The 23,077-nt window shown below is 57.5% G+C and carries 20 protein-coding genes; 19 read left to right on the top strand and 1 reads right to left on the bottom strand.

The window, feature by feature from the left end:
* From Q675_RS20720 to Q675_RS20645, 16 genes are all read left to right on the top strand, one after another.
* The gene (locus Q675_RS20720) at window positions 1–1,152 is read left to right on the top strand and encodes a ribonuclease D (RefSeq protein ID WP_023010356.1); all 1,152 of its coding nucleotides are present in this window, start codon (window positions 1–3) and stop codon (window positions 1,150–1,152) included.
* Complete coding sequence (locus Q675_RS20715; RefSeq protein WP_023010355.1) at window positions 1,149–1,442, top strand: YcgL domain-containing protein; 294 nt, start codon at window positions 1,149–1,151, stop codon at window positions 1,440–1,442. The genes Q675_RS20720 and Q675_RS20715 overlap by 4 nt, the downstream gene beginning before the upstream one ends.
* Entirely contained in the window at window positions 1,439–1,885 is a 447-nt protein-coding gene (locus tag Q675_RS20710) for a YcgN family cysteine cluster protein (protein ID WP_023010354.1), read from the top strand. The genes Q675_RS20715 and Q675_RS20710 overlap by 4 nt, the downstream gene beginning before the upstream one ends.
* Complete coding sequence (locus Q675_RS20705) at window positions 1,885–2,229, top strand: hypothetical protein (protein ID WP_023010353.1); 345 nt, start codon at window positions 1,885–1,887, stop codon at window positions 2,227–2,229. Before Q675_RS20710 ends, Q675_RS20705 begins: the two co-directional genes overlap by 1 nt.
* A 39-nt stretch (window positions 2,230–2,268) precedes the next feature.
* Entirely contained in the window at window positions 2,269–4,404 is a 2,136-nt protein-coding gene (locus Q675_RS20700) for a vWA domain-containing protein (protein WP_023010352.1), read from the top strand.
* A gap of 18 nt (window positions 4,405–4,422) precedes the next feature.
* Entirely contained in the window at window positions 4,423–5,265 is an 843-nt protein-coding gene (locus tag Q675_RS20695) for an AAA family ATPase (protein ID WP_011785090.1), read from the top strand.
* A gap of 22 nt (window positions 5,266–5,287) precedes the next feature.
* Window positions 5,288–6,466 carry a vWA domain-containing protein gene (locus Q675_RS20690; RefSeq protein ID WP_011785089.1) on the top strand — a complete coding sequence of 393 codons (1,179 nt, stop codon included), beginning with the start codon at window positions 5,288–5,290 and terminating at the stop codon, window positions 6,464–6,466.
* A gap of 428 nt (window positions 6,467–6,894) precedes the next feature.
* Complete coding sequence (locus tag Q675_RS20685; RefSeq protein WP_224848565.1) at window positions 6,895–7,359, top strand: AraC family transcriptional regulator; 465 nt, start codon at window positions 6,895–6,897, stop codon at window positions 7,357–7,359.
* An 18-nt stretch (window positions 7,360–7,377) separates the two neighbouring features.
* A complete protein-coding gene (locus tag Q675_RS20680) occupies window positions 7,378–9,018 on the top strand; it encodes a tetratricopeptide repeat protein (protein WP_023010351.1) in 1,641 nt (546 codons plus the stop codon).
* Window positions 9,019–9,059: 41 nt separating this feature from the next.
* Window positions 9,060–11,834 carry a tetratricopeptide repeat protein gene (locus Q675_RS20675; protein ID WP_023010350.1) on the top strand — a complete coding sequence of 925 codons (2,775 nt, stop codon included), beginning with the start codon at window positions 9,060–9,062 and terminating at the stop codon, window positions 11,832–11,834.
* Complete coding sequence (locus Q675_RS20670) at window positions 11,831–12,319, top strand: tetratricopeptide repeat protein (RefSeq protein WP_031210942.1); 489 nt, start codon at window positions 11,831–11,833, stop codon at window positions 12,317–12,319. Before Q675_RS20675 ends, Q675_RS20670 begins: the two co-directional genes overlap by 4 nt.
* Window positions 12,316–12,687: a hypothetical protein gene (locus Q675_RS20665; RefSeq protein ID WP_023010348.1), complete on the top strand. Its 372-nt coding sequence runs from the start codon at window positions 12,316–12,318 to the stop codon at window positions 12,685–12,687. The genes Q675_RS20670 and Q675_RS20665 overlap by 4 nt, the downstream gene beginning before the upstream one ends.
* Before the next feature lie 26 nt (window positions 12,688–12,713).
* Window positions 12,714–13,364 carry a MotA/TolQ/ExbB proton channel family protein gene (locus Q675_RS20660; protein ID WP_022991140.1) on the top strand — a complete coding sequence of 217 codons (651 nt, stop codon included), beginning with the start codon at window positions 12,714–12,716 and terminating at the stop codon, window positions 13,362–13,364.
* A 40-nt stretch (window positions 13,365–13,404) separates the two neighbouring features.
* A complete protein-coding gene (locus tag Q675_RS20655) occupies window positions 13,405–13,935 on the top strand; it encodes an ExbD/TolR family protein (RefSeq protein ID WP_011785082.1) in 531 nt (176 codons plus the stop codon).
* On the top strand, window positions 13,932–14,420 hold the full coding sequence (locus Q675_RS20650) for an ExbD/TolR family protein (RefSeq protein WP_011785081.1): 489 nt from the start codon (window positions 13,932–13,934) through the stop codon (window positions 14,418–14,420). The genes Q675_RS20655 and Q675_RS20650 overlap by 4 nt, the downstream gene beginning before the upstream one ends.
* Entirely contained in the window at window positions 14,413–15,378 is a 966-nt protein-coding gene (locus tag Q675_RS20645) for an AgmX/PglI C-terminal domain-containing protein (protein ID WP_023010347.1), read from the top strand. Before Q675_RS20650 ends, Q675_RS20645 begins: the two co-directional genes overlap by 8 nt.
* Window positions 15,379–15,391: 13 nt before the next feature.
* Here Q675_RS20645 and Q675_RS20640 read toward each other — a convergent pair whose 3' ends face one another.
* Complete coding sequence (locus Q675_RS20640) at window positions 15,392–15,877, bottom strand: MaoC/PaaZ C-terminal domain-containing protein (protein ID WP_023010346.1); 486 nt, start codon at window positions 15,875–15,877, stop codon at window positions 15,392–15,394.
* A gap of 223 nt (window positions 15,878–16,100) precedes the next feature.
* Here Q675_RS20640 and Q675_RS20635 point away from each other — a divergent pair, with 223 nt between their 5' ends.
* From Q675_RS20635 to Q675_RS20625, 3 genes are all read left to right on the top strand, one after another.
* Window positions 16,101–17,777 (top strand): long-chain fatty acid--CoA ligase, encoded by a 1,677-nt coding sequence (locus Q675_RS20635; protein WP_023010345.1) that lies wholly within the window; start codon window positions 16,101–16,103, stop codon window positions 17,775–17,777.
* A gap of 127 nt (window positions 17,778–17,904) precedes the next feature.
* Window positions 17,905–21,825: an ATP-dependent RNA helicase HrpA gene (gene hrpA, locus Q675_RS20630; RefSeq protein ID WP_031210939.1), complete on the top strand. Its 3,921-nt coding sequence runs from the start codon at window positions 17,905–17,907 to the stop codon at window positions 21,823–21,825.
* 126 nt (window positions 21,826–21,951) lie between these two features.
* Window positions 21,952–23,073, top strand: a complete 1,122-nt coding sequence (locus Q675_RS20625; RefSeq protein WP_022991147.1) for a beta-ketoacyl-ACP synthase III — start codon at window positions 21,952–21,954, stop codon at window positions 23,071–23,073.
* Window positions 23,074–23,077 lie beyond the last annotated feature (4 nt).

Raw genomic sequence — 23,077 nt, 5'->3', positions numbered from 1 at the left:
ATGACCCATACCGACCCGGCCGTAACCATTCCAGCGGCCCCGGATACCGTTCGCTGGCTGGAGACACCCGAGCAACTGGATCAGTGGCTCGGCTGTCTTGACCCCGGCATTCCGGTTGCACTTGATACCGAGTTTGAACGGGTTTCCACCTTCTACCCGATTCCAGGCCTCGTGCAGTTAGGCGCTGACGGACAGTTCTGGCTGGTGGATCCGGAGGTAGCCGAGGCCGCTGGGTCGTTCCGGGCCATGCTGGCCGATGAAGGCCGGCCAAAACTGCTGTATGCCATGAGCGAGGATCTGGAGTTATTTCGCCATTGGCTGAATGTGGAGCCAGCGGGTGTGCTGGATTTGCAGATCGGTGCCGCACTGGCCGGTGCCGGAGTTTCCGTTGGTTATGCCCGCCTGGTTGAGACCCTGTTCGGAGAGGCGCTCGATAAATCCGCCACCCGTTCGGACTGGGTGTCACGGCCACTGACGCCGGCCCAGGAACGCTACGCTCTGGACGACATCCGTTTTCTTGGGCCACTTTACGGATGGGTGTTGGCTAACCTCAGGCAGCGTAACCTGGAACATGCCCTGGCGGATGAGTCCCGGCGATTTGCCAACGAGGCCGCTACCCAGGAAGACCCGGAGCAGCATTACCTGAAACTCCGGGGCGGCTGGACCCTGAACCGGGAACAGCAAGCGGTTCTCCGGGCACTGGTCGTCTGGCGCGAGCAGGAGTGCCGACGCCAGGACCGGCCACGCAACAGGGTCCTGAACGATGGCTTGCTGATTGCCATTGCTGAGCGTTTGCCGTCATCTGCTGCGGTGATCAGGGATGTTCAGGGCGTACCCGGAGGGTTCGTTAAACGCTATGGCGAGCAGTTGGTTGAACTTGTGCAGGCCGCCCGTGCTACCGATAATTCCGGGCTTGAGCTCATCCCCAGACCGCTGAGCCGGGATCAGCAAGCGCTTTACAAGAAGGTTAAGCGTTACTTTAGCAATGCAGCCGAACGCTTTGATATTCCAATGGAAATATTGGCGCCACGTAAACGTATTGAGAAACTGATCCAGGATGGCACCCTGGCGGGCCAGACGTTTTTTGAGGGATGGCGTGAGGATATTATCGCGCCGGTAAAGCAAGATATTGAGGAACTGCTCAACCAATGACTGAACGCGAATTTGTATCGGTGTTTCGCAGCAGCAAGAAAGGCGACACCTATCTCTTTGTCCGCCGAGGGCAAAAGTGGGACGATTTACCGGAGGCGCTGAGAGGTATCTTTGGCTCGCCCATCCACTCGATGGATCTGCTGCTGACGCCAGACAAGAAGCTCGCGCGCACTACCGGAAAGGAAGTGTTGGCGGCAATTGAGGAAAAGGACTTTTTCCTGCAGATGCCGGAAGAACAGGAAACCTACATCGTCGACTTCAAGCGCAAGATTGAGCAGCACCGGAAATGATTGCGCAGATTCCTTTCTGGCAGCGCAAACGATTGGCGGAAATGACTCAGCCGGAATGGGAATCCCTTTGTGATGGCTGCGGTAAGTGCTGTTTACAAAAGCTGGAGGATGAGGATACGGGGGAGGTGTATCACACCGATCTTGTATGCCGTTACATGGACCTGGATACCTGTGGCTGTTCGGTCTATGAGCAACGATTGAAAAAGGTACCGGGGTGTACGGTACTGACCGCCGATACGGTTCTCAGCTACCACTGGTTACCATACACCTGTGCGTACCGGACCCTCGCTGAGGGAAGGCCTCTGCCGGACTGGCACCCGCTTCGCAGCGGAGATCCGGATACCGTTCATCAAGCCCGTGTTTCGGTGCGGGGAAACGTGGTGTCGGAAGATTCTGTGCCGGAAGAGGATTGGGAAGAACACATTATTCACTGGATTCTGTAATGATGGATACAGACGCTTCACTCGCTTATGGAGTTTTCTGGGCGGCCTATACAGTCGCTTTCGTTGTGTTTTTCTACATGATGAAATCACTGTTCCGGGTATTGCCCTTTTACGGTCTGCGGACACTGCTTTTGTCTGCGCTTGTGGTGCTGGTGCTGACCCCCGTGGAATCGCCAGACGTGGCCGGCTGGTGGATACCGGCCTGGCTGTTTGCGGGCTATGAGCTGATTCTTGGCGACACCGATGCCGCCGGTCGCGCGCTGTTCAATTTCAGCATCGCCGCGATTGTTATGCTACTGGTATGGATACTTGATCTGGTTCGGTACCGGCTGGTTCGCAAATAGACGATTTCTGAGAACTACAAAAGATAAGGGCGCAGTTCAATGAACGGGTTCAAACGCATTTGGGTGGCTGCAGCTTTGCTGCTGATTTCTTGGCAAGTATGTGCGCAGGACCCGGCACTGTCTCTGCCCGGCAATGCAGATGTGCGCATTGTGGTGGATATTTCCGGCTCCATGAAGGAAACCGATCCACAGAATCTCCGCCGCCCAGCGGTTCGTCTGCTGGCCCGGACATTGCCGGAAGGTGCCAGTGCCGGTCTCTGGACTTTCGGGCAGTACGTTAACATGCTGGTGCCCTACGGTGTGGTTGACCAGTCCTGGCGCGACACTGCTATTGAGCGTTCCGAGCAGATCAATTCGGTAGCTCTGCATACGAACCTCGGTTTGGCGATGGAGAAAGCCGCCAACGACTGGTTGTCTGGCGGTACCCTCGAGAACACCCATCTTATTGTCCTCAGCGATGGCAAGGTCGACGTGCCAGGCGGTGACGACGCAAGTCAGGCTGAGGAAAAACGCATAGTCGATTCCTTGTTGCCAGCGCTGAAAGACAAGGGCGCCACGATTCATACGGTTGGTCTGTCTGAGAAAGCGGACATCCGGTTTCTTCGTAACCTGGCCCGGGAAACCGGTGGCAGTTTCCAACTGGCGCAATCTGCCGAGGCGTTGAATCTGGCGTTTGCCAATGCGCTGAATACCGCAGTGCCGCAGGAACAGGTTCCCATTGAGGGCGATGGCTTTGCCGTTGATGATGGCATCAGCGAGTTTACGGCACTGATCTTCTCAGGACAGGATGCTTCTGGGGAAGAGCCGTTGGCACTTGCACAGCCTGGTGGTGAGCCGTTCACCCGGGAGAGCGCTCCGGATAATGTCCGTTGGGCATCTGAGCCGGGCTATGATCTGATCACCGTTACTGAACCGGTCTCGGGCCGCTGGCGTATCATTGGCGATCTTGGCCAGGGGAGCCGCGTGACGGTGGTCAGTGATCTGCGCATGGCCGTGAATCCGATTCCCGCTGAGTTTACCGAAGAGCAGCCTCTGGCCATTGAAGTGGCTTTTTTTGAGGAAGCCGAAAAGATTACCGGGTCCGATTTTCTCTCGGTCATGGACGTTAGCCTGTCGATAACCGCGAGTGATGGTCGGCAAGGTACCAAGGTTTTGTCTCCCGATACCCCGCCGGAAGACGGCGTATATCGGGACACCGTACCCAGATTGCCTGCACCTGGCCGCTATCAGGTTGATGTGGTGGCGGATGGCGGAACTTTCTCCCGCAAATTCAGCGCCATGACGACGTTTACCGTGCCAGGGGAAGAGCCACCTCTGGAGGTGGTGACCGAACCCATGGTGCCCGACCTGTCTGAACAGGTGGAGTCGCTGCCGGATTTCGACGGCGGAACGGAGTCTCCGGAACCGGAGCCGCCAGTGGAAGCCGAGCCGCCCGTAGAAGCGCCGGTGCAGGAATCTGAGCCGGAACCAGAACCAGCGCAGGTCGTCGAGCCGGAGCCTGAAGCGCCGATCGAACAGCCGATTGCTGAACAGGAGCCGGAGAAGGGGACGCTTCTGGGTATTCCGGTTTGGGCCTGGGGTGCAGGCGCAGCCTTGCTGGTTGCTATTGTGGGCCTTGGTTTGTTTGCATGGCGCCAGAAAAAGGCCAGGGCAGAACAGGAGCAGGCGGCAGCGGCCGAGCGTGAAACCCTGGAGGACCTGGCTGAAGAATCGGAAGAACCACCGGTGGTGGAGCCAGAGCCTCCGGTAGCGGCAGAGTCGGTGGAAGCGGAGGCTGAACCTGAACCCGCCCCGGAAACAGAGCCAGAGCTGGCGTCTGCTGAAGAGCCGGAACCGGAACCTGAAGACATTCCGGAACTCTCGAAAGCTGACAGCGAACCGGACGAGGTTCCGGATGAGGCCGTACCCGAAGTAACGGAAGAGCTGCCATCGGCTGAACTGGAACCGGAAGAGGATGACATCCCCTTGGCAGACGATACGGTTGGCGCCGAGGCGGAGCCAGATCCTTCTGAAGCTGATGAGATCAGCGAGTCGGAGTTCGACATTGATGAGGACGAGTTTGGTCTGGAAGACTTCGACCTCTCCGAATTCGACGATTTGCCCGATTATGATGAAGAGTCTCCGGGGGACGAAAAATCCAAACCGGCGGACAAGAAAGAGAATCCGAAAAAGTAACCAACAGGAATCAGACACATGAAGTTTACCGGCACCGATAAATACGTAGCCACCGATGACCTGCAAATGGCAGTCAATGCAGCGATCGCGCTGCAGCGTCCGTTGTTGATCAAGGGTGAACCCGGCACCGGTAAAACCCTGCTGGCGGAGGAAATGGCCGCGGCGCTGGGAATGACTCTGATTCCCTGGCACATCAAGTCGACCACCAAGGCCCAGCAAGGCCTGTACGAATATGATGCGGTGTCCCGCCTTCGGGATTCCCAACTCGGGGACGAGAAGGTCAAAGACATTCGCAACTACATTGTGAAGGGCAAGCTCTGGGAAGCCTTTGAGGCGGACGAGCAGGTGGTGCTGCTGATCGACGAAATTGACAAGGCGGATATCGAGTTCCCGAACGACCTGTTGCTGGAACTGGATCGAATGGAGTTTTTCGTTTACGAAACCCAGGAGTTTGTGAAAGCGAAGAAACGCCCGATTGTGGTCATCACCAGTAACAACGAGAAAGAGCTGCCAGATGCCTTCCTGCGCCGCTGCTTCTTCCACTACATCAGCTTCCCGGATCACGACACCATGAAGAACATCGTGGATGTTCACTTCCCGGGAATTCAGCAGCAGGTGGTGCGGGATGCGCTGGAAGTGTTTTTTGACGTTCGCAAGGTGCCGGGGCTCAAGAAAAAGCCGTCGACATCCGAGCTGATCGACTGGCTCAAGTTGCTGATGGCGGATGAGCTCTCTGCCAAAGCGCTGCAGGAGAAAGACTCCAGCTCGGCTCTGCCACCGCTCTATGGTGCCCTGGTGAAGAATGAGCAGGACGTTCATTTGCTGCAGAAGCTCGCTTTCATGGCGCGTCGCCGAAACTGATCACCGACAAGAGCCCTGCTTTATGTTGATTGATTTTTTCCTCGAAGTACGGCGGGCCAAGGTGCCGGCCAGTCTGCGGGAATTCCTGGACCTGCTGGAGGCCATTCAGCAGCGCCTGGCATTCGCAGACATGGAGGAGTTCTATTACCTGGCCAGGGTGTGCCTGGTTAAGGATGAGCGGCACTTTGACAAGTTTGATCGCGCCTTCCAGGCCTATTTTGAAGGCATCGAGAATCTCGATGATCTGCTCGAGGCGCTGATTCCGGACGATTGGCTGCGCGCCGAATTCGAGAAACACCTGACCGATGAAGAGAAAGCCAAGATCGAGTCTCTCGGCGGGCTGGAAGAGTTGATCGAAACCTTCAAGAAGCGCATGGAAGAGCAGAAGGAACGTCACGCCGGTGGTAACAAATGGATTGGTACCGGCGGAACCTCACCGTTTGGTGCCAACGGCTATAACCCGGAAGGCTTCCGCATCGGCCAGAACAAAGGTCGCCACGGCCGGGCGGTTAAAGTCTGGGAAAAGCGTGAATTCCGCGATCTGGACGACAGCATCACCCTCGGCATCCGCAACATCAAGGTCGCCTTGCGCCGGCTGCGTAAATTCGCCCGACAGGGCGCGGCAGACCAGCTCGACATGGATGACACCATCCGCTCAACGGCCCGCAATGCCGGATACCTGGACCTGAAAATGGTTCCGGAGCGGCACAACGCCGTGAAGGTTCTGATCTTTTTTGATGTGGGTGGTTCAATGGATCCTCACGTTCGGGTGTGTGAAGAGCTGTTCTCCGCGGCACGTCTTGAGTTCAAGCACATGGAGTATTTCTACTTCCACAATTTCATTTATGAAAGCGTGTGGAAGAATAACATCCGTCGCATGAACGAGACGCTCAGCACCTGGGACATCCTGCATAAATATACGCCGGACTATAAGGTGATCTTTGTCGGGGATGCCACCATGGCGCCTTATGAGATCACGCATCCCGGTGGCTCGATCGAGCACTGGAATGAGGAAGCAGGCGCCACCTGGTTCCAGCGTGTGACCGAGCATTTCCGAAAGGTGGTGTGGCTCAACCCGTTACCGGAAAGCTACTGGGGATCGGGTGGTTCATTGGGCATTACCCAGCAATTGGTCAATAATCATATGTACCCTTTGACCATTGAGGGGCTCGAATCGGCCATGAGGCAGTTGAGTAAATAAAAAAAGCCGATGCGGTTGAGGGCATCGGCAAAGCTCGGCATATTCAAGCGGGGGTTGCCCGAAAGGCGCTCCCGCCATCTCTGGTAGAGCAATTCCGGGGCCATGCCCCTGTATCTGCTTTTAATATCAATAAGTTGCCTCGTCATAGGGCCGTCCGGTCCTTTGTGATCCGCCTCCCTTTTCTTTGTTTCTGTCAAATTAGTCGACGCTTTTCGTTGCCGATACCCGGCCAAATGCTCATTTGGTGAAATGGATACCGTTCTTGGTTGTTAGCGGGTGTTACTCTTTATTTCGAAATGTTACCTGAGCCGCTCACCAGCGCGGCCCGGCAAGGCAGGAAAGTGATGTTCGGCAGACAAAAACCACAAAAGTGCCGGATTGCCCCAGGGATCAGGGGGCTTTGTATATCCGGAATGATCATTGCCGCGATGGCGGCAACCTCCCACGCATCGTCGCTCGATGAGCAGATCGAGCGTCTGAACGCTGACATTACCCGGCATACCGCAAGTGTGCATGCCCTCGAGCAGAAACTGCTGCACCCGGTGAATACCCGGGTGGCGGTCTTTCTGTCGTTGGCGAACAGGCAAGCCCTTGAGCTGGATTCGGTAGAACTGTTCGTCAATGAGCAGCCGGTTACCGCTCATCTGTACACAGAAAACGAACGGAGCTCACTGGGCCAGGGCGGTGTACATCAACTGTTTATCGGCAACCTCGCGGACGGAAGACATACTCTCAAGGCCGTGATCAACGCCCGGGCGGCCAACAATCGTTTCGTGCGCCGGGAGATTGTCCACGATTTCCGGAAACAGCCCGGCACTTTGCGCCTGCAGATGACGCTGAACGCCAAGGCACCGGACTATGAACCGGAAGTCTCATTTGTTGAGTGGAAATAACCGGCCATGAATGGGCGCATGTCTCTGTTCCTCCGAAACAGTATTGGTGTCATGGCAGCGATGCTGGCAGGTGTGGCAACGCCGGTAGCAAATGCCATGGATAACTCGTTGGCATCTGGTGTGGTTCGCTTTGCGCTGGATACCGGTGAGGCTTCCTCGGTTGTCGGGTTGGCAATGAAGCTCGAAGGCGAATCGGCCGATTACCTTCAGGCCCGGCTTATGCTGGCCTCGGGGCAGCATGACGAGGCCAGGGCTGGGTTTGAGGGTGTATTTAACGGTGCGTCTCACCGTGGCGAAGCGGCATTGGCTCTGGCTGAAATGGCACAGGAAGATGGCGATCTCACCGGTGCGGAAAACTGGTACCAACAGGCGCGCCGAACCGGCTATGGCGAAGTGGCTCAAAAAGCGCTTCTTGGTCTGGCGGAGCTGGCGAGAATACAAGGGAAGACCGACGCGGCCGGTCAATACCTTGCGCGTATGGAAGATGGCTACTGGGCGGCCGTGGGCTATATGAACCTGGCGGCGGATTTCGCCCGCGATGATCTCGATTCGTCACGGGCCCTGGTTTCGCTCCGGGTTGCCGTGGCCATGGCTGCCAAGGATACCGACACCAGCCGGAGCCGGGCACTGCTAGATCAGCTCAATCTCCGGGCCGGCTATCTTGCATTGGGTAGCGAAGATTACGACAAAGCGATTGATTTCCTGGAGAAGGTCTCTCTGGAAAGCTATCACACACCTCAGGCTCTCTACCTTCATGGACTGGCGCTGTCGCGCAAAGGTAACCACCGTGCCGCCATGCAGAGCTGGCACCGTGCCAAGAAATTTCCGCTGGCGTTTCCCGGTGTTTCAGATGCGTGGATTGGTATGGGCCGTGGTTACGATCTTTCCGGGTACCCGGGCCAGGCGGGAGAATCCTGGTTGGCAGCCAACGCGGCCTATGAGGGAGAACGGGTTACCCTTGGCAAGTTGTCCGAAAGGATCACGGCTGAAGGAGCCTACAAAGCTCTGGTTCAGGATGCCCGTAGTGACGACATTCAATGGTTTTTGGCCGATAACCGAACGTTAACCCAGCCACGAATGGCGTATCTTCTGCGCTTCATGGAAGAACCCGGGGCCCAGGTGGCGGTGCGGAGGGTGGCGCGCCTTGATGAGATGGAAGCAACATTGGATGGGAGCAAGTATAACCTGGAGGTTTTCATCCAGGCCCTTGAAGGCTATATGGCCTCGGTCGGTTCAGGGGGGGCGGCGTCACAAACCCTGGTACTTGAGCAACAGCAGAGTGATCTGGAATCCAGATTGAATGGGTTGGTGGAGCAGGCGGCTACGCCTGCCCAGGTCGCAGAGTTGCGTCAGCTAAAACAGTCCCTGGCAGGTGCGGGCCGCCGAATGGGCGCGTTGAATCAGCAGATCCTCCAAAGGCCTGAGCGCCTGGAGACGGTTCTGGACGAAGCTCGTGCATTGAGCGACGCCACCAAGGATTTACGTTACAAGACCCTCAGTCTCCGGGAGCAGGCTGCGCGAGAACTGGATGCACTGGCACTGGCGTTTGTTAAAACGCAGACCCAGCGCATGACTCACGCGCTGGACAAAACCGAGCAGCAAATCGCCCATCTCTACGAGTATCTCGCTCTGGAAAATCTCGGGGAGGGTGCACAGTGAATCTGCCTTTTGCTCCGAAGTCCTTCGCGGCACTCCTTGTAATGGCTATGACGTTGGCCCATGCGCCGGTTTTTGCGCAGGAATCGTTCCGCGTGGAGTTGGGGCGGGATGGTGAAACCCTGGGGGATATGCGCCCGGTGTTTCTGAAATTTGAGAGCCGGCCACTGCCGGCGATTTCGCCTCTGGAAGTGGCTCGCCGTTATCAGAAGCTGTTTGAGTCCTCGGATGAGCCTGAAGTGCGGATAGACGCCCTGAACCGGCTCAACAACATCCGTGATAGGTCGGGAGAGGACGTCGGGTTCTCCGAAGAGCGGGAAGCGGCCATCTATGAGGAAGTGCTCGAGAGCTACGAAAGCATTCTGGCAAAAGGGTCCTTTTCCGGGCGTCTCGACGAGTTGCTGTACCAGATGGCCAAGGCCCACGCGCTGACCGGGCAACCGGAGCAGTCCATCGCAAGACTGAAACAGCTTGTTGGGCTTTACCCGAACTCGGGACTGGTACCTGAGGCCCGCTTCCGCATTGCGGAAGCGGCTTTCTCGGCCGGGCGCTACGCGGAGGCAGAGGCCGGTTACCGACAGTTGCTGGAGCATGACAGCCATCAGGAACTCGCCGCCAAAGCTCGCTACATGCTCGGCTGGAGTCAGTTCAAACAGGGTAATCCCGCTTGGGCCCGTGCGTCAGCCAGCTTCACGGCGGTACTGGACCAGCAGTTACCAGACCACTCCGCCCTGGCCAACCCGCCGGCGCACTCCATGGATATGCTGGAGGACACCTTCCGGGTGCTGGCCTTGATGGCGTCCCGCCAGAGTGATGCCCGGACCCTTGCCGACTGGCTGGATGGTCGTGAGTCATCAGCATGGCAGCATCTGTTATACGACCGGCTTGCGGATCTGCATGCGGTGGAACGCCGTTATGAACGGGCGGTGTTGGTCAACAACGCCTTTGTGTCCGAGTTTCCGGGCCACACAGCGAGCCCGGATTTCCTGGCCCAGAGTGTGTCCTACTGGCAACTGGCCGGTAATACCTCAAAAGCTCTGGCGGCGCGGGATGATTACATCCAGCGTTTGGGGGCAGAGGCCCGATTCCAGACGATGACTCCTGAGCAAAAGGGGCTTTGGGCGCAATACAGCCGCTTCCTCGCTGATCACTACTACGCCACCGGTACAGATCTCAGTAGCCGGAACCAAACGGCTGCCGCCAGTGAAGCCTGGGCCAAAGCCGCCCACTATTACGAGCGGCTTGCACCTCGCTCGGAACAAGCCGGGGAACTGCTCCATCTCGCAGGCGATGCCCGGTTACTGGCTGGCGATCGGACTGAAGCCGTCAGGAATTTCCGGGCCGCAGCCTACGACCATCGCCATGGGGATTCCCGGGATTCGGCCTGGGCCGCTATCCGAATTGTTCGTGAGGATCTTGAGCTGGCATCAGGAGAGAACAGAACCGCGACGCTGCTCGTCCTGAGCAACGAAGAGCAGCGATATGCAGAGGCGTTTGGCCCGGATCAACGTCTGTCGGGGCTCCGTGCCGACCTTGCCAACCGTTGGTACGACCTGGGCGAATTCGAGCGTGCCCTGCATTACGCCAGTTCTACACTGACCTGGGAGCGGGCTGGGGTTACCGAGCGTTATGCCGCGTGGTTGGTGACCGCGCGTATTCGACAGAAAAACAACGAATTTGGGCTAGCTGAACGTGCGTGGCGCCAGGCTTTGCCATTGGCTGACGAAGCCAGCCAGGATGCAGAAAGCCAGAGGCGCAGTCTTCTGGAACAACTTGCGTCCGCCATCTATCAGCAGGGTGAAAAGGCTGCTCGCGCCGGCGACGCAACTTTGGCCGTGGCGCATTTCCAGAGGGTTGAGGGCGTTATGCCGGGCTCTGAAATTGCGATCAAGGCTCGTTATGATGCCGCGAATACCCTGCTTCGGGCATCCGACTGGCTGGCTGCAATCAACGAACTCCAACGCTTCCGGATAGATTATCCGAGTCATGAGCTTACGCCTGAAACCAGTGAGAAGCTGGTTCTTGCCTATCAGGAATCTGGCCAGGGTCTAAAAGCAGCGGAGGAGCTGCTGAATCGCTCAGAAACGCTTGCGGACCCGTGGCCCACCAGACTGCGTGCTGCGGCCATTTTCCACGCAGAGGGTGACAGCGCTTCCAGAAACCAGCTCTACAAAAACTGGCTGGCGGTTGCACCCACGCCCGATTCCGCCGACGAGCATGTTCAACATCAGACCATGCGCCAACGGCTGATCGAATCGGGAGACTCGGTGATTGCCGTACGTGAACAACTGCTGGCTCGGGAAAGAGCCAGCCAGTGGCATTCCGATGGCACCCTGAAATGGGCTGCCGATGCTGCACTGTTCTTTGGTGCCCAGACGGCAGAGCGTTTTGCCGGCATTGCACTGGTTCACCCGCTGGAGCAGGCCCTTGCACGAAAACAGGCGGCCATGCAGCAGGCTCAGGAGTATCTCCAGGAGGCAGAGTCCTTTGCCGGCGATGGAGTACGTTCGGAGGTTTTATATCGCCGTGCTGAACTCTATCGAACACTGGCGTCTGACCTCATGTCCTCTGAAGTACCTGCGGAACTGAACGAAATGGAAGCCATGCAGTATCAGATGCTCCTGGAAGAGGAAGCGTTTCCACTTGAGGAAGAGGCCATGGCGCTGCACGCCCGCAACCACGAACGTATCCCCACGGAGGGTTTCGATGAGTGGATTCAGCGCAGCCTGGAGGCCCTGGCCACCATGCACCCCGGGCGCTACGACCGACAGCTTCGCTGGATGAGTTGGACGACGGACACCAATCAGGGAGGCTCATGATGAGGTTGAGAGGGATACCCCAGGTTTTCCGGTTTTTACTTCTTCTGGTTCTTGCGGGGTTGGCTGGCTGCGCTTCCAAAGCGCCGGCACCTGAAAAAGTGGCGCCGGTGTATCAGCCGGAACAGTCAAAAGAGTGGGAGCGGCAGGGCCGGCAGGCCTACGAAGCCGGTGACCGGAAGATGGCGCTGGAGGCCTGGCACCAGGCGGTTGCGGCGGATCCTGCCAACGTGAGGGTCCGCAACAATCTGGCACTGCTTCTTAAAGAGCAGGAGCGCTTTGAGGAAGCCGCCGAGATGCTGGAAGCGGGGTTGAAGGTGACGCCGAAGGTGGCGGAACTGCATTACAACCTGGCGGTGATATCGGAGCTCTACCTGCTGGACCTCGACAAGGCGCTGGAACATTACCAGCAATATCAGTCCCTGGTGGGGGAGGAAGGCTCGCAGGTTGCCGGCTGGATCGCAGATCTTGAAAGGAGGCTGGAATGATACTGTCCAGGTTAACGTGCTGCGGTTTCCCCCTGTCTGTTCTGTTGCTTTGGCCGGTCATCGGCTATTCCGCAGAAGGCATCAGTAACGGTGGGCAGAGCCAACAGAACGTTCTGCAGGTACGGGGGCTCTCCGCTGGCACCGGCGAAGACGATCCGAGAATTCTGTACATATTGCCCTGGCAAACGCCGAGCCTGCCCCGGCGCCCGAGAACCGAACTCAATCAACAGGCACCGGAACTCTTGCATCCGGTACCTCAACCGGTTCTGGAGAACCATCGCCAGTTCCGCGAAACCCTTAACCCCCTTGTGCTGACACCAACGCTTTCTGCAGGGCAGGGCGCCGCACCAGTCGAGTCGCAACCCTAACGTCGCAGTAGATGGAGAACTACACCATGCTTGATACCGTTATCCGCTTTTTCCAGGAGGGTGGTCCCTTCATGTACCCGATTGCCATTGTGCTTGCACTGGGGCTGGCGATCACTCTGGAACGTTTCCTGTATCTCGGAGCGGTTCGCCGTCGAAACCGGGTGGCATTTGAGCGCGGCATTCTGCCCGCCCTGCAAAAACGTGATTACCAGCGCGCCATGAAGGCGGCGTCCAGCTCAGACAGCGCAATTGCCTCAGTGCTTGGCGCTGGCATTGCCCGGTTGATCAATAACTGCCGGCGTGAAGATATCGAATACGCGATGGAAGAGGGGCTGATGGAAGTGCTGCCCCGATTGGAAAAGCGCACGCAGTATCTTGCCACCCTGGCCAACATCGCCACCTTGCTGGGCTTGCTTGGCACCATCATTGGTTTGATTGCGGCATTCACCGCGGTTGCTGCCGCAGACCCCGCGCAGAAGGCATCGCTGTTATCGGAAAGTATTTCCGTGGCCATGAATACCACCGCCTTTGGCCTGATGTCGGCCATTCCGCTGCTCCTGTTCCATGCGGTACTGCAGACCCGCACCAACGAGATTGTCGACAGTTTTGAAATGGCGGGGGTCAAGCTCCTTAATATGGTGTCTGAGCCCGCAAACCGGCCGGCGGCGGCCGCCTGATTGTGCCGGCATTCCAGGATCTGATCAGGAGTAGCCGAACATGAGACGTCGACATCGCAGGCTGACGGCCTCGGCAGACCTCGACATTACCGCCTTTCTCAATTTGATGATTGTGCTGGTACCGGTGTTGCTGCTGGGCATGGTGTTCAGCCAGATCCGGATGATCGAGCTGAACTTTCCGGGCATGGAAGCCGGCCAGGCGCCGGATGCCGAATCGTTCCGGCTGGTGGTGACGGTCCTCCCGGAGGGTATTGAGGTGGCGGACAGCGACCGCGGCCTCATTGATGTGTTGCCTGTTACCGGGCAGGGCCAGGCCTATTCACGGCTGAGTGAACTGTTGCAGCGGATTAAATCCCGGATGCCCGACAAGACGGACGTGATCCTGGAAGTCGGACCAGACGTTGACTACCAGACTCTCGTGTCGGTTATGGATACGGTGCGCTCTTACCAGGCGGTGGTGGCAGCGAGCGTTGTGGAAGCAGAGCTCTTTCCGGATGTGTCTTTGATGGATGCTGGTGAGGATCGCAATCTGGCCGCGCGACCGATGGAAGGCAAAGGAGAAGGCGCGTGAAGTTGTCGAGACGAGCCCGACTGCGCCAGCGACACTATGGCCGGATGCACAAGGCGGGTGGCCTGAACCTGGTGTCACTGATGGATATCTTTACCATCCTGGTGTTCTTCCTGATGGTGAATTCCTCGGATGTTAAGGTCATGCAGAACACTGCGGATGTTCCCCTGCCCAGTTCGACCGCCCAACAGGAAGCCGTGGAAAATCTGACGGTACAGGTGGTCGGCCAGTCCATTCTGGTCCAGGGCCGGGAAGTGGCGCGCCTGGACGGCATCGAAGCTACGGATACTCGCATTGCCGGCTTGTCCGAAGAGTTGGCGTACCGAAGGAACCGTTGGGCTGAGGTACCGGAAAACGGTCTTGAAGTTACGATTATGGCAGCGAAAGATACCGATTACCGGTTGCTGAGAAAGATCATGCAGACCTGTGTCGATGAGCAGTTCCGGCAGGTACGACTGGCGGTGGAGTCGGAGGTTCGTAATGGTTGATCACAGGGAGCTGTCGCAACCTTCCCGGCTGCCCTGGTCCAGGGACAGAGCAGAGTCAGGCCGCTTCGGCCTGATAACCGGGCTGATGCTGGCGCTGTTTCTGATTCCTGCCCTCATTATTCCGGGCCTGCAGGTACCGGAACCTGAGCGAGAACAGGCGGAGCAATTGCCGCCTCGGCTGGCGAAGCTGGTACAGCCACCGAAGCCGGTTGAGCCACCCGAGCCGGTTGTGGAGCAAGAGCCTGAGCAACCCAAACCAGAGCCAGAGCCGGAACCGACGCAGGTTGATGAGCCGCCACAGACCCGGCCTGAGCCGACTGTCGCAAAAACGGAGCCGAAGCCAGCGCCGCAGACGACCGAGCAGGCTCGCGAAACCGCCTCACGTTCCGGCCTGTTTGCCATGAAAGACCGGCTCAGCGCTCTGACGTCTGTGGACACTCCGGCACCTGAGGTGCAGCGTGTCGCGAATGTCAATAACAGTCAGGCGGTTGGCCTGGCACCGGAAACGCCGAATGATTCGGTACTGCAAGGCAGCGGCGGTGTTGAAACCCGCGAAGGGCCAGTTAGGGAAGTCGAACTGGCTAAGCACGAAACCAGTGACGTAGCCGCGCCCCGGGAAACCGCACCTCAGGTGGCAAGCCAGCCGGAACCCGCCCGGCCGTCAGTGGGCGAGCGTGCCATGAGCAATATCCGGCAGGTATTTGATGCCCAGAAGAGCGTGCTCTATTCCCTGTACCAGCGGGAGTTAAGGCAGGATCCAACCCTTGAGGGTAAGGTTACCCTGGAACTGGTGATTGAGCCGGATGGCAGTGTCTCAGCCTGTGACGTGGTGGGCTCGGAGCTGGGCCACCCGATGCTGGAGAAGCGCATTGCTTTGCGCGTACAGATGTTCAATTTCGGGGCAGCCAATGTGGAAACCCGGAAGGTACGATTCCCCATCGATTTCCTTCCGGGGTAATGTCGGCCGAAACTCAGCTTTCGATGGTGATTTTCGGCAAGCGGGGTTTTTGCAACGAAATCTTTTCGGTGGGGGCAATCACCTTGGCCTCGCCGGTAACCACCTGATCACCGTTCTGATTGCGCACATCGCAGCCAAAAGAGACACGGTTTTTAGGTTCCTTGCTAAGCACCGACAAGGTGACGGTCAGTGTGTCGTCCAGCTTGACCGGTCGTTTGAACGACAGGCTCTGTTCCAGGTAGATGGTGCCGGGGCCGGGCATGACCGTGGCCAGGGCGGCAGAAATCAGTGAGCCACTCCACATACCATGAGCGATGCGCTCCCGGAACATGGATTCTGCGGCAAACTCCGAATCCAGGTGCACCGGGTTTACGTCCCCGGATACCGCAGCAAACAGCACCAGCTCATCTTCGGTGAGGGTGCGTGTGAAGGTGGCTGAATCGCCTTCGTTCAGTTCGTCGTAGGTAATGTTTTCCAGCGTATCCAGGGTGTCGCTCATCACAGGCTCCGGTGATTCAGTGTTCAAGTACGGTTGTACCGTTTGCTGATCTGAAAACTACCTCATCGTTAACAAAACTGCTATTCTCTCCCCACTTTTTTGAGGCTGATACTTTCGTCGGGTTGATTTTCCCGAGCGATCGGTCTTGGCAAAACATTACAATCAGGGGGCTTCTGAACCCATCCGGTAATACCCCACAGCGCCAATCAGACAGGAGATGGTGATGGATTTTGAGCAGTTCTATCAAGACAAATACCCAGCTGGCATCCCCCGGGAAATCGATCTCAATAAATACAAGAACATGGTGGATGTTTTTGAGCAGGCGGTACAGAAGTTTGCAGACAAGCCTGCGTTTACAGCAGTTGGCGTTACCCTGACCTATCGGGATCTTGATACTCAGAGCCGTAACTTCGCGGCCTGGCTGCAGAACAAAACTGACCTGAAACCGGGCGACCGCATTGCGGTGCAGATGCCGAACGTAACCCAGTATCCGGTGGTTGTGTTCGGGGCCATGCGGGCTGGCCTGATTGTGGTGAACACCAACCCCCTGTACACCACTCGTGAGATGGAGCACCAGTTTAACGATTCTGGCGCAAAGGCACTGGTTGTTCTGGCTAATATGGCGGACAACGCGGAGAAGGTGTTGCCCCATACCGGCATCGAGCACGTGATCGTGACCGAGATTGCCGATATGCATTCTCCCATCAAGCGTACCCTGATGAATGCCGCGGTGAAGCACCTCAAGAAGATGGTTCCGGCGTTCAACATTCCGGGTGCTCATAAGCTGCCGGCGGTACTCAGCGCCGGTGCCCGTGAAAAGTTTACCCCGGTCGATATCAAGCTGGATGATCTGGCCGTGCTGCAGTACACCGGCGGTACCACTGGTGTTGCGAAGGGTGCCATGCTGACTCACGCCAACCTGGTGGCCAACCTGACGCAAGTCCGGCCGATGCTGGAAGATCAGGTGGAAGAGGGCAAGGAAGTGGTGATTGCACCGCTGCCCCTGTACCACATTTACTCCTTCACCCTGAACTGCGGCATTATGCTGGAAGCAGGTGCCCATAACGTTCTGATTCCGAACCCGCGTGATATCCCCGGCTTCGTTAAAGAGCTGCAGAAGCAGAAGTTCTCTGCCTTTATTGGCCTGAATACCTTGTTTGTGGCCCTGTGCAACAACGAGGACTTCCAGGATCTGGACTTCTCTGGCCTCAAGCTGACTGCCTCTGGTGGTATGGCCCTGACCAGCGATACCGCTAAAATGTGGCAGCGTGTGACGGGTTGCGAAATCAGCGAAGGCTACGGCATGACCGAGACTTCTCCGGTGGTTACCTTCAATCCCCGCAGCGCCATCCAGATCGGCACCATTGGTCTGCCGATTCCGTCCACTGTGGTTAAAACCATTGATGACGACGGCAACGAAACACCGGTCGGCGAGCCGGGCGAACTGTGCGTGAAAGGCCCGCAGGTGATGCGCGGTTACTGGCAGCGTCCCGATGATACCCAGAAGTCGTTCACCGATGACGGTTTCCTGAAAACTGGCGATGTGGCGCTGATCCAGGAAGACGGTTACATCCGCATTGTGGATCGCAAGAAAGACATGATCATCGTGTCCGGTTTCAACGTGTTCCCGAATGAAATCGAAGATGTGGTCACCACGCACCCGAAAGTGGTGGAGTGTGCGGCCGTGGGTATTGCCGACGCCAAGAGCGGTGAAGCGGTGAAGGTCTACGTGGTACCCACCAAAGAGGGCGTGACCGCCAACGAACTCAAGGAGTTCTGTCGTGAGCGGCTGACCGCCTACAAGGTACCCAAGCACTTTGAGTTCCGCGATGAACTGCCCAAGAGCAACGTGGGCAAGATCCTGCGCCGCGAACTGCGGGACGAGGCTAACGCCAAGTAACAGGCGAGGCCCTCATGCCAACCAAAGACCCTGCTTCGGCGGGGTCTTTGTGTTTCTTGGCTCCGGATTTCGTTAGACTGTTTCGCCCTGATGTTCCACCTATCCATTGATGAGCCTGCAGCTGTTAATGACTGACAACACTCGTTCCGATACTCCTGTTGATCCCCGGGCCGCCGTCAAAGCGATGATGAGCCAGCTGGACGCCTGCAACCAGCAGGAGGCCGCCCGCATCATTCGCCGTGTAAGCCGTTGCAAGGGTAACCCTGGTAACAAGGACCTGGAAAAGATGGCGCAATGGCTGGATCAGGGGCTCGACAAGGTGCGTAAGCGTCAGGCATTGCACAAGCCGGCGACCTTTCCCCCAGGGTTGCCGGTCAGCGATCGCGTCGAGGACATCAGTGATGCCATCAACAACCATCAGGTGGTGATCATTGCCGGTGAAACCGGTTCCGGTAAAACCACTCAGATTCCGAAGATTTGCCTGAACCTGGGGCGGGGTATCCGCGGGCTTATTGGCCATACCCAGCCCCGGCGTATCGCCGCGCGCAGTGTTTCCAGCCGGATTGCCGAAGAGCTGGGTGAGACGGTAGGCCAGCAGGTCGGGTACCAGGTACGGTTTACCGACAACACTTCGGAATCGTCTCGGGTCAAGGTAATGACCGACGGTATCCTGCTGGCGGAAGTGCAGCACGACCGTTTTCTGGATCGCTATGACACGCTGATTATCGACGAGGCCCATGAGCGCAGCCTGAATATCGATTTTTTGCTCGGTTACCTGAAGCAACTGTTGCCGAAGCGCCCAGATCTGAAAGTCATCATCACCTCGGCCACGATTGAGGTGGAACGCTTCAGTGAGTTTTTCAACGAAGCGCCCGTGATCGAAGTCAGCGGTCGTACCTTCCCGGTGGATATTCGATATCGCCCCCTGGTTGGGGACGAGGACGACCGGGATCAGGGCTGGACCGACGGGGTGCTCTCGGCATTGGACGAGATTGAACAGCATGAACGGCAGGAAAAGCAGCCTCCGGGCGATGTACTGGTTTTCCTGCCGGGCGAGCGGGAGATCCGGGCCCTGAGCAAGGTGCTGCGTCACGCAGATCTGCGTCACACCGAAGTGTTGCCGCTGTATTCCCGCCTGAGTAACCAGGAACAGAACCGGGTGTTCCAGGGCCACAAGGGCCGGCGGATTGTGTTGTCCACCAACGTGGCTGAGACTTCGCTGACGGTGCCCGGTATTCGCTACGTGATTGATACCGGCGTTGCCCGCATCAGCCGGTACAGTGTGCGCTCGAAAATACAGCGTCTGCCGATTGAACCGATTTCCCAGGCCAGTGCCAACCAGCGGGCAGGCCGGTGTGGGCGTGTGGCGCCGGGGATCTGTTTCCGTCTGTACGACGAAACGGACTTTTTGAACCGCCCGGAATACACCGATCCTGAAATCCTGAGAACCAACCTGGCCTCCGTTATCCTGCAAATGGCCACATCCGGACTGGGCGAGATCCGGCACTTCCCGTTCCTTGAGGCGCCGGATCGTCGCCAGGTTAACGATGGTTACAAGCTGCTGGAAGAACTCAGCGCCGTCGATGACAAACGCCGAGTTACCAGGCTTGGGCGCACCATGGCCCGCTTGCCACTGGATCCTCGGTTAGCCCGTATGCTGGTGACATCAGCGGAGCAGGGCAGTCTGGCGGAAGTGTTGATTGTGATTGCCGGCCTGAGCGTTCAGGACCCCAGGGAACGCCCACAGGACAAGCAGCAGGCGGCCGACCAGGCACACGCACCGTTCAACGACAAGGAATCGGATTTCGCCACCCTGCTGAATATCTGGAACTGGTTCGAAGAGCAGCGCCAGGAATTGTCCCAGAACCAGCTCAAAAAACTGTGCCAGAAAACCTTCCTGAGCTGGATGCGAATGCGTGAGTGGCGGGACATACACCGCCAGCTCACTCTGATCTGCCGGGAGCAGAAGCTGACATTGAATAGCCAGCCGGCCAACTACGACGCAGTGCATAAAGCCATTCTGGCCGGCTTGCTTGGCCAGGTGGCGGTGAAAGTGGAAAAGCGGGAGTATCTGGCCACCCGAAACCGCAAGGTAATGATTTTCCCGGGTTCCAAAGTCGGCAAGACGGCACCCAAGTGGATTGTGGCGGCTGAGATCGTCGAAACCAGCAAGGTGTTTGCCCGAATGGTGGCGGCCATTCAGCCCGAATGGGTGGAGCCGCTGGCCGGCCACGTGGTAAAGCACCACTTTTTTGAGCCCCACTGGGAGCAGAAGCGTGCGCAGGTGATGGGGTATGAGAAGGTCACACTGTATGGCCTGGATGTGGTGCCCAAGCGCCGCATTCCTTACGCCAAGGTAGACCCCGCCGAGTGCCGGAATCTGTTTATTCGCCGTGCCCTGGTTGAGGGGGATTTCCAGTCCAGGGCGCCGTTTATTGCCCGTAACCGCGAAATGCTGGATACCGTCGAAAATCTGGAGAAGAAAACCCGGCGGCGGGATCTTCTGGTGGATGATGAAGTTTTAGTGGCGTTCTACGACCAGAGACTGCCATCGGATATCGTTAGTGGCCGACATTTTGAGTCCTGGTGGAAAGGATTATCTGCCGAAGAATTGAAGAAGCTGGAGCTGACAGAGACCGACGTTCTGCAAAGGCCTCTGGATGAGACCTCGGCCCAGCAGTACCCCGACTACCTGGAATGGGAAGGGGTGAAATACCCTCTGAGTTATGAATTTGAACCCACCAGTGAGCGTGACGGTGTCACCCTCAACGTGCCCTTGATGGCTTTGCGACAGATCCCCGCCCGGCGTCTGGAGTGGCTGGTGCCAGGGTTGCTTCGGGAAAAATGCATTGCCCTGGTCAAGGGATTGCCGAAAGCGTTGCGCCGGAATTTTGTGCCGGTACCGGACTTTGTCGACGCGGCTCTGGCCAACCTGCAGCCGGGCAACGAGCCTCTGGCGATCAAACTGGGTGAACAGCTGCGACGAATGACCGGGGTCCAGATTGATCCGGATGCCTGGCCGGAGGAGGAACTGCCCCGCCACCTGAGGATGAACCTGAGGGTGACCGGCGATAAAGGCAAGGTCATCGCCGAAAGCCGAGACACCGATGAGCTCCAGGCCAGACTGGAGGGCCGGGCCGAAGAAGCGCTGGCCTCGGCGACGAGAGATGAACCCGGGAAAAAACAGGCGGGTGAATACACCGACTGGCAATTCGGCACCTTCCCGGAGCAGGTTCAAACAGAAAAAGGCGGTATGCAGGTCACGGTTTACCCGGCTCTGGAAGATCTGGGTAATAAGGTGCGGGCTTCTCGTTGTCTGGACAAGCTCACCGCAGAGGATACCCATCGTCGCGGCGTTGCGCGGCTGATTGTGAACCGGTTCGGCAATACCCTGGCGGATCTTGAACGAAAGCTGCCCCGGTTCAAGCAGTCTGCGTTGATGTTTGCACCGATCGGCCAGGCAAAGGGACTGCTGGATGATCTGGTGTTGTCGACGGTTATGCAGCATTTTCTGGCGGATCAACTGCCCAGAACCGAACAGGCGTTCGCAGAGCTGTTCGACCGCCACCGGGGGGACTTCATTCCTGCTCTGGAAGCTGCTGACGAGCGTCTGTTTCAGGCTATGAACGGCTACCAGAAAGTCGCGAAACAGCTCAAGGGCAAGATCAATCTGGCGCTGGCGGCAAGCATGGCCGACCTCAAATTCCAGTTGCAACATCTGGTGTACCCGGGATTCCTGGTCAATACCCCGGCTCAGTGGCTGGAACGGTTCGGCACCTACTTTGAAGCGGCGGACATCCGGTTGGAAAAAATGGCGCGGGAAATGGGGCGTGAGCGGGAATTTCTTCACACCATTGAGCCATTATGGGCGCGGTATGCCGCGAAACTGGAGCAACAGAAGCGCCAGGGCGTGCGAGACCCGGAGCTGGAAACCTACCGCTGGATGATGGAGGAGTTCCGGGTGTCGTTTTTTGCCCAACAACTGGGCACGGTAATGACGGTTTCGGCGAAGCGGTTGGATAAACAATGGGAAAAGACCCGTATATAACGTTTTCGGATGCACTATAACGGGGCCACTGGACGATAGTCCCACGGGCAATTCTGCCGGACTGTGTTAGTATTTCTGACATCGTGATGTCAGAAACCGTTTTTATAATTGTGACGTGGGGTTATTGTGATTAAAGCCGTCATCAGCGGAACCGGCCTGTATACGCCGCCCGCCATTATCGAGAATGATGAACTGGTTGAAGCGTTCAATCAGTACGTGGAGCTGTTCAACAACGAGCATGCCGACGAAATTGCCCGTGGTGAGGTCGCTGCCCTGCAACCCTCGTCTTCTGCCTTTATTGAAAAAGCCTCCGGTATCAAGCGCCGGCATGTTATTGATCGGGATGGTATTCTTGATCCCCACCGGATGACCCCCTACATTCCGGAGCGCAGCAACGATGAACCGTCGGTACAGTGCGATATGGCTGTGGCCGCGAGCAAGGAAGCCCTGGCCCAGGCGGGTAAAACGGCGGCCGATGTCGATGCCGTCATTGTTGCCTGTTCCAACCTGCAAAGGCCGTATCCGGCCATCGCCATTGAAGTTCAGGAAGCCCTGGGTATTGAAGGCTTTGCCTATGACATGAACGTGGCGTGCAGTTCTGCCACTTTCGGCCTGCAGGCGGCAGTCAACTCGGTCGAAAATGGTGCAGCACGTTCGGTGCTGGTTGTCAGCCCGGAAATCTGCTCCGGCCACTTGAATTTCAGGGATCGGGACAGCCACTTTATCTTCGGTGATGCCTGCACGGCGATACTGGTTGAGCGTGAGGAAGACACCAAAGCCGGCCAGGGTTTTGAAATTCTGGGTACTCGTCTGAAAACCAAGTTTTCCAATAACATCCGGAACAACTTCGGCTTCCTCAATCGTGCCGATGAATCCGGCATTGGCAAGCCAGACAAACTGTTTGTCCAGCAGGGGCGGAAGGTGTTCAAGGAAGTCTCACCCCTGGTGGCCGAGACCATTCAGGGCCATCTGGAATCCCTTTCCCTTAGCCCGGGTAATCTCACCCGGATGTGGCTGCATCAGGCCAATCTGAACATGAATCAGCTGATCGCGCGCAAGGTGCTGGGCCGTGATGCCACTGTGGAAGAGGCTCCGGTGATTCTGGACGAATACGCCAACACCAGTTCCGCAGGGTCCATCATCGCGTTCCACAAATACAAGGACGATCTGAAAGCCGGCGATCTGGGCGTGATCTGCTCATTCGGCGCCGGCTATTCCATTGGCAGCGTTGTGGTCCGCCACCGCTGAGCAG

This window comes from Marinobacter sp. EN3, from assembly GCF_000475315.1.
GTDB classification, from domain to species: domain Bacteria; phylum Pseudomonadota; class Gammaproteobacteria; order Pseudomonadales; family Oleiphilaceae; genus Marinobacter; species Marinobacter nauticus.
Note: the sequence above shows the minus strand (reverse complement) of the source record. Positions and strands in the feature narration are given on the sequence as shown.

What these genes read in the sequence shown, in the direction of transcription:
- Q675_RS20690 (WP_011785089.1), top strand. Translation starts at nt 5,288, where the DNA reads ATGTTGATTGATTTTTTCCTCGAAGTACGGCGGGCCAAGGTGCCGGCC.
- Q675_RS20710 (WP_023010354.1), top strand. Translation starts at nt 1,439, where the DNA reads ATGATTGCGCAGATTCCTTTCTGGCAGCGCAAACGATTGGCGGAAATG.
- Q675_RS20685 (WP_224848565.1), top strand. Translation starts at nt 6,895, where the DNA reads ATGGCGGCAACCTCCCACGCATCGTCGCTCGATGAGCAGATCGAGCGT.
- Q675_RS20680 (WP_023010351.1), top strand. Translation starts at nt 7,378, where the DNA reads ATGTCTCTGTTCCTCCGAAACAGTATTGGTGTCATGGCAGCGATGCTG.
- Q675_RS20635 (WP_023010345.1), top strand. Translation starts at nt 16,101, where the DNA reads ATGGATTTTGAGCAGTTCTATCAAGACAAATACCCAGCTGGCATCCCC.
- Q675_RS20665 (WP_023010348.1), top strand. Translation starts at nt 12,316, where the DNA reads ATGATACTGTCCAGGTTAACGTGCTGCGGTTTCCCCCTGTCTGTTCTG.
- Q675_RS20675 (WP_023010350.1), top strand. Translation starts at nt 9,060, where the DNA reads ATGGCTATGACGTTGGCCCATGCGCCGGTTTTTGCGCAGGAATCGTTC.
- Q675_RS20655 (WP_011785082.1), top strand. Translation starts at nt 13,405, where the DNA reads ATGAGACGTCGACATCGCAGGCTGACGGCCTCGGCAGACCTCGACATT.
- Q675_RS20720 (WP_023010356.1), top strand. Translation starts at nt 1, where the DNA reads ATGACCCATACCGACCCGGCCGTAACCATTCCAGCGGCCCCGGATACC.
- Q675_RS20705 (WP_023010353.1), top strand. Translation starts at nt 1,885, where the DNA reads ATGATGGATACAGACGCTTCACTCGCTTATGGAGTTTTCTGGGCGGCC.
- Q675_RS20715 (WP_023010355.1), top strand. Translation starts at nt 1,149, where the DNA reads ATGACTGAACGCGAATTTGTATCGGTGTTTCGCAGCAGCAAGAAAGGC.
- Q675_RS20670 (WP_031210942.1), top strand. Translation starts at nt 11,831, where the DNA reads ATGATGAGGTTGAGAGGGATACCCCAGGTTTTCCGGTTTTTACTTCTT.
- hrpA (WP_031210939.1), top strand. Translation starts at nt 17,905, where the DNA reads ATGACTGACAACACTCGTTCCGATACTCCTGTTGATCCCCGGGCCGCC.
- Q675_RS20660 (WP_022991140.1), top strand. Translation starts at nt 12,714, where the DNA reads ATGCTTGATACCGTTATCCGCTTTTTCCAGGAGGGTGGTCCCTTCATG.
- Q675_RS20645 (WP_023010347.1), top strand. Translation starts at nt 14,413, where the DNA reads ATGGTTGATCACAGGGAGCTGTCGCAACCTTCCCGGCTGCCCTGGTCC.
- Q675_RS20695 (WP_011785090.1), top strand. Translation starts at nt 4,423, where the DNA reads ATGAAGTTTACCGGCACCGATAAATACGTAGCCACCGATGACCTGCAA.
- Q675_RS20700 (WP_023010352.1), top strand. Translation starts at nt 2,269, where the DNA reads ATGAACGGGTTCAAACGCATTTGGGTGGCTGCAGCTTTGCTGCTGATT.
- Q675_RS20640 (WP_023010346.1), bottom strand. Translation starts at nt 15,877, where the DNA reads ATGAGCGACACCCTGGATACGCTGGAAAACATTACCTACGACGAACTG.